The organism is Bradyrhizobium sp. 482_C4_N1_8 (assembly GCF_052075965.1).
Lineage (GTDB): Bacteria > Pseudomonadota > Alphaproteobacteria > Rhizobiales > Xanthobacteraceae > Bradyrhizobium > Bradyrhizobium barranii.
This window is the reverse complement of the sequence record NZ_CP197231.1, coordinates 3,871,254-3,884,775: the sequence shown is the minus strand read 5'-3', so window position 1 is coordinate 3,884,775 and position 13,522 is coordinate 3,871,254. Positions and strand designations below refer to the sequence as shown.

Genomic DNA, 13,522 nt, shown 5'->3' with positions numbered 1-13,522 from the left:
TCACCTCACAGGATCGCCTCGAACGCGCTGCGCAGCGTTTCGTGCCGAAAGACAAAACCGCGGCTCAGCGCCTTGTTGGGCAGCACACGCTGGCCACCGAGCAGGAGTTCGTCGGCAAAGCCGCCGCCGATCCGGCGCAACAACCCGCCGGGGATACGAAACACCGCGGGCCGGTGCAGACGACGGCCGAGCTCTTCGGTGAATTTTGCGTTGGTGACGGGGATCGGCGCGGTGGCGTTGACGGGCCCAGTGAGATCGGGCGTCGCCATCACATAGGCAATCAGCCGGATCAGATCGTCGCGCTCGATCCAGGACATCCACTGCCGCCCGGTGCCGAGCGGACCGCCGAGGCCGAACTCGAACGGCGTCAACATGCGCGTGATGAAGCCGCCTTCGGTGCCCAGCACGAGGCCGATGCGCAAACAGACCACTCGGACGCCGAGCTCCTCGGCCGGCCGCGCCGCCTTTTCCCACGCCGCGCACAGCTCGTGGCTGAAGCAGGCATGTGACTTCGCCGATTCCGTCAGCACCTGGTCGGCCCATAGGCCGTACCAGCCGATCGCAGAGCCGCTGACGAGGACCTCCGGCTTGCGCTCGAGCCGCGCGATCAGATTTACGACCTCGCCGGTCATGTCGATGCGGGAGCCGAGAATTTTCGCGCGCTTTGCCTCGGTCCAGAGGCCGTTGCCGATCGGCTCGCCAGCGAGATTGACGATGGCGTCGATTGGCGTGTCCGATGCGAGCTGATCGAGGCTGGTGATCAGCGTGACCGGCGGCGGCAGCATCTCGGCTTTCGCAGGGTTACGGATCAGCGCGATGACGTCGTGCCCTGCCCCGCTGAGGCTCGCGGCAAGGCGGCTGCCGATGAAGCCGGTGGCGCCAGTGATCAGCACGGTCTTGCGGCCGGGGACCTTCTCGACGAGCCCGTGCGCAGGCACGCTTTTCATGCGCCCGAGCCGGCGCATCGCCGCAAAGTCCCTGACGCCGCAGAGCGCTGCACCGACTGCGCAGGCAGGGGCGGCGATGCTGAGCAGGCCCTGATACACGACACTCACGCCGAACGGCTGCATCGCCCAATCGATCAGCACCGGCAGCAGCAGCACCAGGATGGCGCCATAGTTGATCGCAAGCAGCGTGTAGTTAATCCGCTCGCTCGGCGGCAGTTTGCGGCTCAGATCCTCCTCGACGAAATCCATCAGCGTAATGACGATCTCGGCGACCAGGACTGCCACGATCAGGATCGCCAGCACGCCGTAAACCTCCAACCAGCCGAGCAGCAGGAACAGCAGCGCATAGAGCATGTTGCGGATGCCGTGCAGCTTCAGCTCGAAACGCTGCGACGGGCGCCACGCCAGGCGCTCGGTGAATTCGTGGTGATAGAAAGTGTCGAACACGCCCATCACGATCTGGATGGCGATGAGGGTCCACAACAGCGGCGTCATGATACGGCCTCCCTGAAGACGGCGGACTGGTGGATCAGCGCGCCGTAACGCGGGTGAGTGACATCGAGGGTGAAACGAAAGGCGCCCTCGCCGAGATCGCTATGCGTCACCGTGAGATCGCCGGGCGTGAGCGATTGCGGCAGCGGGATCCACAAGCGTCCGAGCTGGAGTCCGTAACCGGCACTACGGAAGGTCAGCGCCTGTCCCTCGACCGCGATGCGGAGCGCCATCGAGACGCCGAAGCCGACATACTCTTCAAGCCCGGTCGGACCGGCGAAACGCTTGGCGGAATGGATCACTTGCGGAAAGCCGCGCTTGCGCGCGCAGATGCGGGTCCAGGTCTGGCCGCCGTTCGCGCCGTCCTCGGTGACGGTCACGATCATGGGGACGCCGGTGTCGCGGCCGGTCGGCAGCGGTCCGCCGATCAGGCGGGCGGCTTGCGCGAACCACCAGCCGATGTCGCTGAAGGAGACCTCGTCGACCACGCCGACATAAACGACACTGTCGCCGTCAGCGACCCGTTTCGAAAAGCGCCGCCAGGTCGCGAGCGGCAGCCGGCCCCAATCCTCGTCCGACAGCAACGCGCGGAAGCGGCGGTCGTCGAGTAGTTTGACGTGAGCTGAGGGAGATGCGCTGGAGCCTGATAATCGAGCCGACGTCATCGTACCCTCCTCAACGCTATTTGGCCTTGCCCAGCGGCAGCAGGTTGGCGATCTTCTCGCCAAGCCGCATCAAGGCGACCAGCCGCGGTCGCGGCACCTTCAGCATCTGCATGAACCAGTGGTCGGCGAGTTCGGTGAAGGCGAGCATCTCCTTCAGCCGTTTGGCTGCGACCGGATTGATGGTCGGATCATCTGCGGCATCGGACACGCAGGCCCTGAGCGCCGTGATCGCCGGATCGAGCTCTCGCTCCTTGCGCCGCGCCGCGATTCTCGCGGCGACCTCCCAGATGTCGGTCTCGGCCTCGTAATGGTCGCGGCGGTCACCGAGGATCGGCACCCGCCGGATCAGGTTCCAGGCGAGCAGCTCCTTCAGCGAGTTGGAGACGTTGGAGCGCGCCATGCCGAGCGTGTCGGCGATGTCCTCGGCCGTCATCGGCGCCTCGGCGAGATAAAGCAGCCCGTGGATCTGGCTGACCGAGCGGTTGACGCCCCACCCGTCCCCCATGTCGCCCCAATGCAGGATGAAGCGCTCGACGGCGGTGGGCAGTTTCTTCTTTCCGGTTATTTCTGTCATAACAGAAATATCTGACGAGCGCGACTGATTGTCAAGAGCGCTCGGCGGCTTGCGTCCTGTATACCGTCCGTCGTATTTGCCTAAAAACGGCCCAGAGAACGGGAACCAAACGCCCTTCGGGGCGTTTGCCCCGGTTCCAGGCGGGTTGAGAATGACGACAAAGTCCAGTCAACAGAGAGACTTGTTCGAAAGCGAGCGCAGTTTTCGGCTGTTGGTGGAAGGAGTCGCGGACTACGCGCTCTACATGCTCGATCCCACCGGGATCATCACGAGCTGGAACATCGGCGGCGAGCGGATCAAGGGCTATTCGCCCGAAGAGATCGTCGGCCAGCATTTCTCGCGCTTCTACACCGAGACCGACCGCGCCAACGGCAAGCCCGCCCGTGCCCTCGGCATCGCGCGGGACCACGGCCGCTACGAGGAGGAAGGCTGGCGCGTTCGCAAGGATGGCACGTTCTTCTGGGCGAGCGTCATCATCGATCCGATCTACGAGCACGGCAGCCTGGTCGGCTTCGCCAAGATCACCCGCGACATCACCGAGCGGCGCAATTCGCAGCTCAAGCTCGAAGCGATGCAGAGGCAGCTTGCCGAGTCGCAGAAGTTCGATGCGCTCGGGCAGCTCACCGGCGGCGTCGCGCACGACTTCAACAACCTCCTGATGATCATCAGCGGCAGCCTTCACATCCTCAAGAAGCGCGACGAGGACGAGGCCAAGATTCAGCGCGCGATGTCCGCGATCGAGACCGCAACCAAGCGCGGCGCCGCACTGACCGCCCAGCTCCTGACCTTCGCGCGGCGGCAGAGCGTCAATCCCCAGGCGATCCGCTTCGGCGACCGCATCGAGGCGATCCGCGAAGTGCTTCACGCCGGCGTCGGGAGCGCCGTTCGTCTCGCCTTCGACATCGACCGCGAGGTCTGGTCGGTCAAGGCCGATGTCTCCGAGCTCGAGACGGCGCTGCTCAATCTCGTCATCAACGCTCGCGACGCCATGCCCGACGGCGGTACCGTGACGGTCGGCGCACGCAACGTCGTCCTGAACGATCCGCTCCACAGCGGCGAGTACGTCGCCATCACCGTCGCCGATACCGGGCTTGGCATCCCCTCCGACGTCGTCAACAAGATCTTCGAACCGTTCTTCACGACCAAACCCGTCGGAAAAGGCACCGGCCTCGGCCTGTCGCAGGTGCACGGCTTCGCTCATCAGGCGGGCGGCACGGTCAGGGTCGCAAGCGAGCTCGGCAAGGGCACGACCTTCACCATCCTGCTGCCGCGCGAAACCGCGACCGCACCAATCGATATCCCTGAAGCAGTGCCGGTTCCCGGTAGCGGCACCGTGCTGCTGGTCGAGGACAATCCCGACGTCGCGCTCGTCAGCATCGGATTGCTGGAGCAGCTCGGCTATCGCGTGCACCGGGTTGCCGACGCCGAGTCCGCCTTGCGCGAGCTCGAGAAGAACGGCGTCGACTTCGTGTTCACCGACATCGTGATGCCCGGCAAGATGGACGGGCTCGGTCTCGCCCATCATCTGCGCCAGATCCACCCTGGCCTGCCGATCCTGCTCGCCACCGGCTACAGCGAAGCCGCCGCCGATGTCCGCGGCGACTTCCCGATCCTGCGCAAGCCCTACGAGATTCACGAGCTGAGCGAGGCGATCTCGAAGCTGCCGCGGTGATTTTTCACCTCTCTCCGTAAGAACGGGGCGAGGGAGCGCACCGCCCGCGCGGAAAGAGAATCCGCTCTCACACCGTCGGCAACACCGAAAACGCTTCCCCTGCCCTCCGCAGGTTCAACTCATCCGCACCGGCCGTCTCGCTGGTGACGCTGTCCACGCGCGAGGATGGCGGGCCGTGGCGGCACAGCGCGACCATGTCGGCGACATGCTTCGGCGTTCCCGCAAACAGCGCCTCCACGCTGCCATCGCGGCGGTTGCGAACCCAGCCTTCGAGGCCACTCGTTGTTGCCTGGTACTCGACCCAGGCCCTGTAGCCGACGCCCTGCACGCGGCCGCGGATCATGACCTGGAGGATCGCCCGGCTCATTTTTTCAGCCCGAGAAAGCCGGCGCTGCGTGCCTTGACGTCGGCCTCGCGCATCACGCGGCTGGTCAGGTCCGGCGACGGAAGTCCTGTGAGGTTCTTCGGCGGCGTGCCCTCGCGCAACGCTTTCTGCGTTTCGTAGACGGCCTGCGTGGCAGCCGCGATCGGCGCGTGGCCCTGAAGCGCGATGCGGACGCGCTGGCTGGCGAGATAGTCAATCGCGTTCAACTCGTCCGGCGCACCGCCGAGCACGATCGGCAGGCGCGTAGCGGCGACAATCGCCTCGAGCTCGGCGCGCGACTTGATGCCGGTGAAGAAAAGCGCGTCCACGCCGGTCGCCTCATAGGCCCTGGCCCGGCGGATCGCATCCTCGATCGAGGTGACCGAGGCAGCTCCAGTGCGGCCCATGATGACGAGCGAGGGATCGCCGCGGCCATCCAGCGCCGCCTTCATCTTGCCGACGCCTTCTTCCAGCGAGATCAGCTGTGTCTTGGCCTCGCCAAAGGCGGCCGGCAATAGCGTGTCCTCGATGGTGAGGCCGGCGGCGCCCGCGGTCTCCAGCTCCTGCACCGTGCGGCGCACGTTGAGCGCATTGCCATAGCCGTGATCGGCATCGACCAGCACCGGCAGCGTCGCCGCGCGCGACATCCGCCGCATCTGCTCGGCAAGCTCGGTGAGCGTGATCAGCGTGACATCGGGGTCGCCGAGCACCGCGAGCGAGGCCACCGAGCCGCCGAACATGCCGAGCGGAAAGCCGAGATCCTCGGTGATACGGATGGAGATCGCGTCATAGACCGAGCCGGGATGAACGCAGGTCGAGCCCGTCAGGATCGAACGCAGTTTTTCTCGGCGGGAACGAAAGGCCATGGTGCCCTCTCAACTGTTGCGACGCAGCCGCAACATACTCCGTCATTGCGAGCGCAGCGAAGCAATCCAGAATCTTTCCGCAGAGGCAGTCTGGATTGCTTCGCTGCGCTCGCAATGACGGTGTTGGTGGGGCCAGTGAGGGCCCCACTCACTTGCTTTACGCAAACTCCAGAATCAGCGCGTCCACCGCGAGCGTCGCGCCCGCGCTGGCGTGGATCTTCTTCACCGTGCCGTCCTGCTCGGCGCGGAGCACATTCTGCATCTTCATGGCTTCGATCACCGCGAGCGTCTCGCCGGCCTTGATCTCCTGCCCTTCGGTCACCGCGATCGAGACCACAAGGCCCGGCATCGGGCAGAGCAGCTTCTTGCCGCTGTCGGAGGCCGTGGTCACCGGCATCAGCCGTGCCGAGGCTGCTTCCGCCTCGGTCCAGACATAGACCGGCACCTCGACGCCCTGGTGCGCAAGGCGGATGCCGTTGGCGATCGGGCGCGCCTGCACCGCGACGAAATGGCCGTCGATGGTGCCCTGCCAGACCGGATCGCCCGGCTTCCACGGCGACTGCAGCAGATGCGCGTTGCCGGCCTTGCCTTCGGCATCGACGAACCGGATCGCGATCGCCTCGCCCTCGCGTCCGACCTCGAGCAGAATCTCCTGGCGGTCGAGCCAGACCGCGCGGCGACGCTCGCGCTGCACGACGCGGCCGCCCATCTGGCCCGAGATCTGCCGCTTGCGCTCGCCGAGCACGTGGTCGATGGCGGCGCCGACCGCCGCGATCCGCCGCGCGACCTCGCCTTCGGGCACGCGCACGGCAAAGCCCTTGGGGAATTCCTCGGCGATGAAACCGGTCGAGAGCCGTCCCTCACGCCAGCGCGGATGGTGCATCAGCGCCGACAGGAACGGGATGTTGTGCCTGATACCCTCGACATAGAACGAATCCAGCGCGGTGGCCTGCGCCTCGATCGCGGCCGCGCGCGACGGCGCATGCGTGACGAGCTTGGCGATCATCGGATCGTAATAGATCGAGATCTCGCCGCCCTCCTGCACGCCGGTGTCGTTGCGCACGGTGATGCCGTCCTGGCTGGCTTCGGCCGGCGGCCGATACTTCACGAGGCGCCCGATCGAGGGCAGGAAGTTACGGAACGGGTCCTCGGCGTAGAGGCGGGATTCCACCGCCCAGCCGGTGAGCGTAACGTCCTTCTGGGTGATCGCGAGCTTCTCGCCGGCGGCGACGCGGAGCATCTGCTCGACGAGGTCGATGCCGGTGACGAGCTCGGTGACGGGATGCTCGACCTGAAGGCGCGTGTTCATCTCCAGGAAGAAAAAGCTCTTGTCCTGCCCTGCGACGAATTCGACGGTGCCGGCGGAGTCGTAATTCACCGCCTTGGCCAGCGCGACGGCCTGCTCGCCCATCCTGCGGCGGGTGGCCTCATCGAGCAGCGGCGACGGCGCCTCCTCGATGACCTTCTGGTTGCGGCGCTGGATCGAGCATTCGCGCTCGCCGAGATAGATGACGTTGCCGTGCTTGTCGCCCAGTACCTGGATCTCGATGTGGCGGGGATCGACGATGAACTTTTCGACGAAGACGCGGTCGTCGCCGAACGAGGCTTTCGCCTCGGCCTTGGCAAGGTTGAAGCCCTCGGCAACCTCGCTCTTCGAATGCGCGATGCGCATGCCCTTGCCGCCACCGCCGGCGGAGGCCTTGATCATCACGGGATAGCCGATCTCGTCGGCGATCTTCACCGCGTGCTTGTCGTCCTCGATGACGCCGAGATAGCCCGGCACGGTCGAGACCTTGGCCTTCGCGGCGGCTTTCTTGGATTCGATCTTGTCGCCCATCGCCGCGATCGCGCCCGGGTTCGGGCCGATGAAGACGATGCCGGCGGCCTCCAGCGCGCGCGGAAACGCCTCGCGCTCGGACAGGAAGCCGTAGCCGGGATGCACGGCCTCGGCGCCCGTCTTGCGGCAGGCCTCCACGATCTTCTCGATCACCAGATAGCTCTCGGCGGCTGCGGGCGGGCCGATCAGAACGGCCTCGTCGGCCATCTCGACATGGAGGGCATCGCGGTCGGCCTCGGAATAGACCGCAACCGTCTGAATTCCCATGCGGCGAGCGGTCTTGATGACCCGGCAGGCGATTTCGCCGCGATTGGCGATCAGGATGCGTTTGAACATGCTTTTCTTGAGTCTCGACCTTGGGCGGGACCCTTCCCTGGCCGTTGGGGCCTATCGGATGGGCCGTTGTGGCTCCCGTGGTACATCAAAATCAGCCGGAGGCAACGGTCTAAATCCGCGGCCCTCTGGCGTACCAGCGCAAGACCGAAATCGGCCCGGTGAGCCCATGAGCGGACCTACGGCTTCGCGGCCTTGGCCACGTCCCTGACCAAGTCGTGAATGAAGCCCAGCTTGCCGACCACCGCCGGCGACAGGATGAACGGATAGAGATCGCGCAGCCCCATGGCGCGGTTGACGCTGTTGATGGCGAAGGTGAAGGGCAGCCATGCATTGACGAGCGCCTCGACGTCCCTCGTCTCATAGGGGTTGAAACGGATGCGCGCCGTCAACTCCCCGTCGCGATCGACCCGGGGGCGTACCTCCATGCCGAACTCCGAGGCCATCTCCAGGGTATCGACGATGTGGAGGTAGTGCGCCCAGGTCTCGGCGAAATCCTCCCAGGGATGCGTGGTGGCGTAGGCCGAGACGTAGGTCTGCTGCCAGTCCGGCGGCGCGCCTTCGGCATAATGGAGCTGCAAGGCCTGGCCGTAATCGGCGGAATCGTCGCCGAACACGGCGCGGCATTGCTCCAGCCTGCCGCCCTCGCGCACCAGCACCTCCCAGAAATAGTGGCCGACCTCGTGGCGGAAATGCCCGAGCAGCGTGCGGTAGGGCTCGCCCATCTCGAGCCTGCGCCGCTCGCGCTCGATCTCGTCGGTCTCGGTCAGCGCGATCGTGATCAGGCCGTTATCGTGGCCGGTCATGATCTTCTGCCCGCTGTTCGGATCGTCGGCGAGGAAATTGAAGATCAGCCCATGTTCGGGATTTTCCTGCCGCGTCTGGAGCGGCAGCTTCCAGCGGATCAGGGAATAGAACAGCCGGTGTTTCGCCACCTCCAACTCGCGCCAGCCGGCGAGCTGAACCGGATCGGACAGATCGGGCACGATGCCGTTGTGGCGGCAGGCGCGGCAATAGCCGGTGGTGTCGCCCGCATCCGTCAGCCAGTTGCACGCGTCGTATTCGGCGTTACGGCAGAGCATCCGCCCCTTGCCCTTGTCGGCGAGCGTCATCCAGGCCTCGCCGTCCGGCTCGATCGCCGACATCGTCTCCTTCTCCGGCAGGAACGCGACGCGGTGGCCGCAGCGTTCGCAGGCGCGGTTCTCGAAATAGAGGACGTTGCCGCAGTCCTGGCAGACAAAGAGCTTCAAGATTTAGCCTCTTCGGGAAGAGAGTTTTATGATTAAGAGTTGCGACGCCTCGCAAATACGCGCGCGGGGGGCTCATCGTTCCAACATTCGGGAACAAATAGCCAGACCGGGCGTTCGTTCATACCCGCCCCTGCGATCGGTGGCGCCTTTCCGTCCTTATCCCCTTTTGAGTAATGGCTATCACGCTTTGTCTGTGGGAATATCGGCCCGGCACGTGCGCTCTTGCATCACAACGGCCGACACCTTGAACGATCCCTTGCCCGATACCACCGCCGCCGAAAGGCTGCGCCAGCACCTCGAAGAGATCGCGCGCGAGCGCGACGACGCCTATCACGCGCTCCAGGAGCGCGAGGCAGAGTTGGCGCGTATCCAGCGCATCGGCAAGGTCGGCGGCCTCGAGGTCGACTTCCGCGAAGGCTTCAAGAACCGCCGCTCGCCGGAATATCTGATGCTCCACGGGCTGCCGGCGGATGCCACCGACGAGTCGCATGAGGATTGGGTCAACCGCATCCATCCCGAGGATCGCGACGCCGCGGTCAAGCACTTCCTCGATGCGCTGGCCGGGACGAACGAAGACTACACCGCCGAATACCGCATCATCCGCCCCAACGACGGCGAGACCCGCTGGATCCGCGTCGTCGCCAAGTTCGAGCGCGACAGTGACGGCCGCGCCATTCGCCTCGTCGGCGCCCATATCGACATCACCGCCCAGGCACTCGCGCGCGAGACGCTGCGCGAGAGCGAGGAGCGCTTCCGGCTGATCGCCGACAGCGCGCCGGTGCCGATCTGGGTCACGAAGCTCGACCGCACGCGCTCCTTCGCCAACCAGGCCTATGTCGACTTCATCGGCCTGCCCTACGACCAGGCCATCGATTTCGACTGGCGCAAGATATTGCATCCGGACGACCTGCCGCATGTGCTGCAGCAATCCGTCCAGGGCGAAGCGTCGCTGAAGCCGTTCGTGCTGGAAGCGCGCTACAAGAACGCCAGCGGTGAATGGCGGTGGCTGCGCTCGGAATCGCAGCCGCGCTGGGACCCGACCGGCAAGCACATCGGCTTCATCGGCGTCGCCCACGACATCACCGCCGCCAAGCAGGCCGAGATCGAGCTGAGGCGACTCAACGAGACGCTGGAGGAGCGCATCACCGAGCGCACCGCCGAGCTCGAATCCAACGAGGCGCGGCTGCGCGCGATCCTGGAGACAAGCAACCAGTATCAGGGGCTGGTCAATCTCAGGGGCGAGCTGCTCTACGCGAACCGGACTGCGCTCGATGGCATTCGCGTGGAGGCCCGCGACGTCATCGGCAAACCGTTCTGGGACACGCCCTGGTTCAACCAGACCCAGGGCATGAGCGCCGTCGTGCGCGAGGCCTTCGACACCGTGCTCAGAGGCGAAGCGGTGCGGCTGGAGATGCGCCTGCGCCTGCCCATCGGAGAGCGCGATTTCGACTTCGGCATGCGTCCCGTGCTCGACCGCCACGGCAACATCACCGGTGCGGTGCCCGAGGCCGTCGACATCACCGAGCGCCGCCGCGGCGAGGAAGCGCTGCGGCAGTCGCAGAAGATGGAGGCGATCGGCCAGCTCACCGGCGGCGTCGCCCACGACTTCAACAATCTCCTCACCATCATCCGCTCCGCGACCGACTTCCTGCGCCGCCGCGAACTGCCGGAAGAACGCCGCCGCCGCTATGTCGACGCCATCTCCGACACCGTGGAGCGCGCCTCCAAGCTCACCGCGCAGCTTTTGGCCTTTGCGCGCAGGCAGCCGCTGAAGCCGCAGATCTTCAACGTCGGCAGCCAGGTCGAGGCCGTGGCGCAACTGGTCCGGCCACTGGTCGGCGGCCGCATCGCGATCGCCGTCGAGGTGAACGATGCCGACTGCTTCACGGTGGCCGACATCGCGCAGTTCGAGACCGCGCTGATCAACCTCGCCATCAACGCCCGCGACGCCATGGATGGCGAAGGCCGACTCACCATCGCCGTGCGCAAGGTCGCGGGCATCCCGAGCCTGCGTGCGCAGTCGGCGCGCGGCGGCGACTATGTCGCGATCTCGGTCGCGGACACCGGCAGCGGCATCGCCCCTGAAAACATCGACGCCATCTTCGAGCCGTTCTTCACCACCAAGGAGGTCGGCAAGGGCACCGGCCTCGGCCTCAGCCAGGCCTTCGGCTTCGCAAAGCAGTCCGAGGGCGACATCGCAGTGACGAGCACGCACGGCGAAGGTGCGACCTTCACCATCTACCTGCCGCAGGCGCACAGTCCCGCCGCGGAGAAGGACGCTGCGGCACTGACCAGCGAGGCCGCCACCACCGGGCGCGGCTATCGCGTGCTCGTGGTCGAGGACAATGACGACGTCGGCCAGTTCTCGACCGAGCTGCTGGAAGATCTCGGCTATGTCGTCCGCCGGGTCGCCAACGCCAATGCGGCGCTCGGCATTCTCGGCGAGAACGAATTCGCCGTCGACCTCGTCTTCTCCGACGTCATCATGCCCGGCATGAACGGCGTCGAGCTCGCCGGCGTCATCCGCGAGCGCTATCCGGGCCTGCCCGTCGTGCTCACCAGCGGCTACAGCAACGTCCTCGCCGAGAACGCGCATCGCGGGTTCGAGTTGATCCAGAAGCCGTACTCCGTGGAATCGCTGTCGCGTATCCTGCGCAAGGCGATCACCGAAAAGTTGGCGGCGGCAAGGTGAGAGATAACCGATGAAACCCGCCCTCCTCTCGGCCTGGCAGACCTGGGCGCTGCTCTCGGCCTGCTTTGCGGCACTCACCGCGATCTTCGCCAAGGTCGGCGTCGAGAACATCAATCCGGATCTGGCGACGTTCATCCGCACCATCGTGGTGCTGCTCGCCTTCTCGGTGCTGCTGTTCTTCACCGGCCAGTTCGCGGTGCCGTCGGCGGTCTCGTCGAAGACCTGGCTGTTCCTGGTGTTGTCCGGGCTTGCGACCGGCGCGTCCTGGCTGTGCTATTTCCGTGCGCTGAAGCTTGGCCCGGCGACGCTGGTGGCGCCGATCGACAAGCTCAGCGTCGTGCTGGTGGCTCTTTTCGCCTTCACCTTTCTCGGCGAGCGTCCGACCCCACAGGGCTGGCTCGGCATCGCCATGATCGGCGCCGGTGCGGTGCTGCTGGCCGTGAAGTTTTGAAGAGTGGAACAAAGGTGGCGTGAGATCGGTTTCTGGCCGGTCGCTTCCCAGCCTCGATCGAGAGACCGATGTCGAGCCAGGCCTCCCATCACCCCACCGACCAGACGAGACGCGCCGGCCGCGCTCTGGATGCGGCCAATTTCTTCCTCGCCGACGTCCGCGACGGGCTTGGGCCCTATCTCGCCGTCTATCTCCTCACCGAGCAGCACTGGGACGAGGCGCGCATCGGCCTCGTCATGTCGATCGCGACCATTGCCGGCATCGTGGCGCAGACGCCGGCCGGCGCACTGGTCGATGCGACGCGGGCGAAGCGGCTGGCGATGGTCATCGCCGCCATCATGGTGACGCTGGCGTCACTGTCGCTGCCGCTGTTTCCCAGCTTCCTGCCGGTCGCGGTCTCGCAAGGCATCGCGCAGGCCGCGGCAGTGATCTTTCCGCCGGCGATCGCCGCCGTCTCGCTGGGCATCTTCGGTCATGCCGCCTTCACCCGGCGGATCGGCCGCAACGAGACCTTTAATCACGCCGGCAATGCGGTCGCGGCCGGGCTCGCGGGGCTCAGCGCTTATTGGTTCGGTCCGACCGTGGTGTTCTACCTTCTCGCTGCCATGGCGGTCGCAAGCCTCGTGAGCATTCTCGCAATCCCCGCCCGCGCCATCGACCACGACCTCGCGCGCGGGCTGCACGACGCCGATACCGGTGACCGGCCGGAACAGCCCTCAGGTCTCGCGGTGCTCCTGACCTGTCGCCCCCTCCTCGTCTTCGCGGTCTGCGTCGTGCTGTTTCATCTGTCCAACGCGGCCATGCTGCCGCTGGTCGGGCAGAAACTCGCGCTGCAGGACAAGAACATGGGCACCAGCCTGATGTCGGCCTGCATCGTCGCAGCTCAAGTTGTCATGGTGCCGTTCGCGATGCTGGTCGGTGCGAAGGCCGACCGATGGGGCCACAAGCGCTTCTTCCTCGCCGCATTGTTGATCCTGCCCATTCGCGGCGCGCTCTATACGCTCTCCGACAATCCGTTCTGGCTGGTCGGCGTGCAGCTTCTGGACGGTGTCGGCGCCGGCATCTTTGGCGCGATCTTTCCCGTCATCGTCGCCGACCTCATGCGCAACACCGGCCGCTTCAACGTCGCGCAAGGCGCCGTCATCACCGCCCAGAGCATCGGCGCGGCGCTGTCGACGACGCTTGCGGGCCTCGTCGTGGTCGGCGCCGGCTACAGCGCGGCGTTCATCACGCTTGGCGCGGTCGCCGCGATCGGCGCCGTCGTCTGCCTCCTCGCCTTGCCCGAGACCCGGCGTGGCACCTTGCAGGCACAGGGGAAGACAGCGGCTCCAGCATCGGTTATCGCTGCCGAATGAACCGACCCAACCTCAAGGACTGAA

Annotated in this window: 11 protein-coding genes; 4 read left to right on the top strand and 7 right to left on the bottom strand. The window is 65.8% G+C overall.

Annotated features, from left to right (window positions below):
* Positions 1-5: 5 nt before the first annotated feature.
* The 3 genes from AB7Z56_RS18350 to AB7Z56_RS18340 are packed head-to-tail and all read right to left on the bottom strand — an operon-like array spanning position 6 to position 2,678.
* Positions 6-1,442, bottom strand: a complete 1,437-nt coding sequence (locus AB7Z56_RS18350) for a TIGR01777 family oxidoreductase (protein WP_441256388.1) — start codon at positions 1,440-1,442, stop codon at positions 6-8.
* Entirely contained in the window at positions 1,439-2,104 is a 666-nt protein-coding gene (locus AB7Z56_RS18345) for a DUF4166 domain-containing protein (protein ID WP_354113676.1), read from the bottom strand. The genes AB7Z56_RS18350 and AB7Z56_RS18345 overlap by 4 nt, the downstream gene beginning before the upstream one ends.
* A 16-nt stretch (positions 2,105-2,120) precedes the next feature.
* The gene (locus AB7Z56_RS18340) at positions 2,121-2,678 is read right to left on the bottom strand and encodes a GbsR/MarR family transcriptional regulator (RefSeq protein WP_071912979.1); all 558 of its coding nucleotides are present in this window, start codon (positions 2,676-2,678) and stop codon (positions 2,121-2,123) included.
* Positions 2,679-2,829: 151 nt separating this feature from the next.
* Here AB7Z56_RS18340 and AB7Z56_RS18335 point away from each other — a divergent pair, with 151 nt between their 5' ends.
* Positions 2,830-4,350 (top strand): PAS domain-containing sensor histidine kinase, encoded by a 1,521-nt coding sequence (locus AB7Z56_RS18335; RefSeq protein ID WP_354113677.1) that lies wholly within the window; start codon positions 2,830-2,832, stop codon positions 4,348-4,350.
* Positions 4,351-4,417: 67 nt separating this feature from the next.
* Here the strand turns inward: AB7Z56_RS18335 and AB7Z56_RS18330 are convergent, their stop codons facing one another.
* The 4 genes from AB7Z56_RS18330 to AB7Z56_RS18315 all read right to left on the bottom strand — a co-directional run bounded on the left by AB7Z56_RS18330 (position 4,418) and on the right by AB7Z56_RS18315 (position 9,000).
* Positions 4,418-4,717, bottom strand: a complete 300-nt coding sequence (locus AB7Z56_RS18330) for an acylphosphatase (RefSeq protein WP_014494616.1) — start codon at positions 4,715-4,717, stop codon at positions 4,418-4,420.
* On the bottom strand, positions 4,714-5,580 hold the full coding sequence (locus AB7Z56_RS18325; RefSeq protein WP_354131466.1) for an isocitrate lyase/PEP mutase family protein: 867 nt from the start codon (positions 5,578-5,580) through the stop codon (positions 4,714-4,716). Before AB7Z56_RS18325 ends, AB7Z56_RS18330 begins: the two co-directional genes overlap by 4 nt.
* 157 nt (positions 5,581-5,737) lie before the next feature.
* Entirely contained in the window at positions 5,738-7,753 is a 2,016-nt protein-coding gene (locus tag AB7Z56_RS18320) for an acetyl/propionyl/methylcrotonyl-CoA carboxylase subunit alpha (RefSeq protein WP_354131465.1), read from the bottom strand.
* 176 nt (positions 7,754-7,929) lie between these two features.
* Entirely contained in the window at positions 7,930-9,000 is a 1,071-nt protein-coding gene (locus tag AB7Z56_RS18315; RefSeq protein WP_354113680.1) for a zinc-binding metallopeptidase family protein, read from the bottom strand.
* A 214-nt stretch (positions 9,001-9,214) separates the two neighbouring features.
* Here AB7Z56_RS18315 and AB7Z56_RS18310 point away from each other — a divergent pair, with 214 nt between their 5' ends.
* From AB7Z56_RS18310 to AB7Z56_RS18300, 3 genes are all read left to right on the top strand, one after another.
* Positions 9,215-11,692 carry a hybrid sensor histidine kinase/response regulator gene (locus tag AB7Z56_RS18310; protein ID WP_354113681.1) on the top strand — a complete coding sequence of 826 codons (2,478 nt, stop codon included), beginning with the start codon at positions 9,215-9,217 and terminating at the stop codon, positions 11,690-11,692.
* Positions 11,693-11,702: 10 nt separating this feature from the next.
* Positions 11,703-12,143: an EamA family transporter gene (locus AB7Z56_RS18305; RefSeq protein WP_208087381.1), complete on the top strand. Its 441-nt coding sequence runs from the start codon at positions 11,703-11,705 to the stop codon at positions 12,141-12,143.
* A gap of 68 nt (positions 12,144-12,211) precedes the next feature.
* Entirely contained in the window at positions 12,212-13,498 is a 1,287-nt protein-coding gene (locus AB7Z56_RS18300; protein ID WP_354113682.1) for an MFS transporter, read from the top strand.
* The last annotated feature ends 24 nt before the right edge of the window (positions 13,499-13,522 follow it).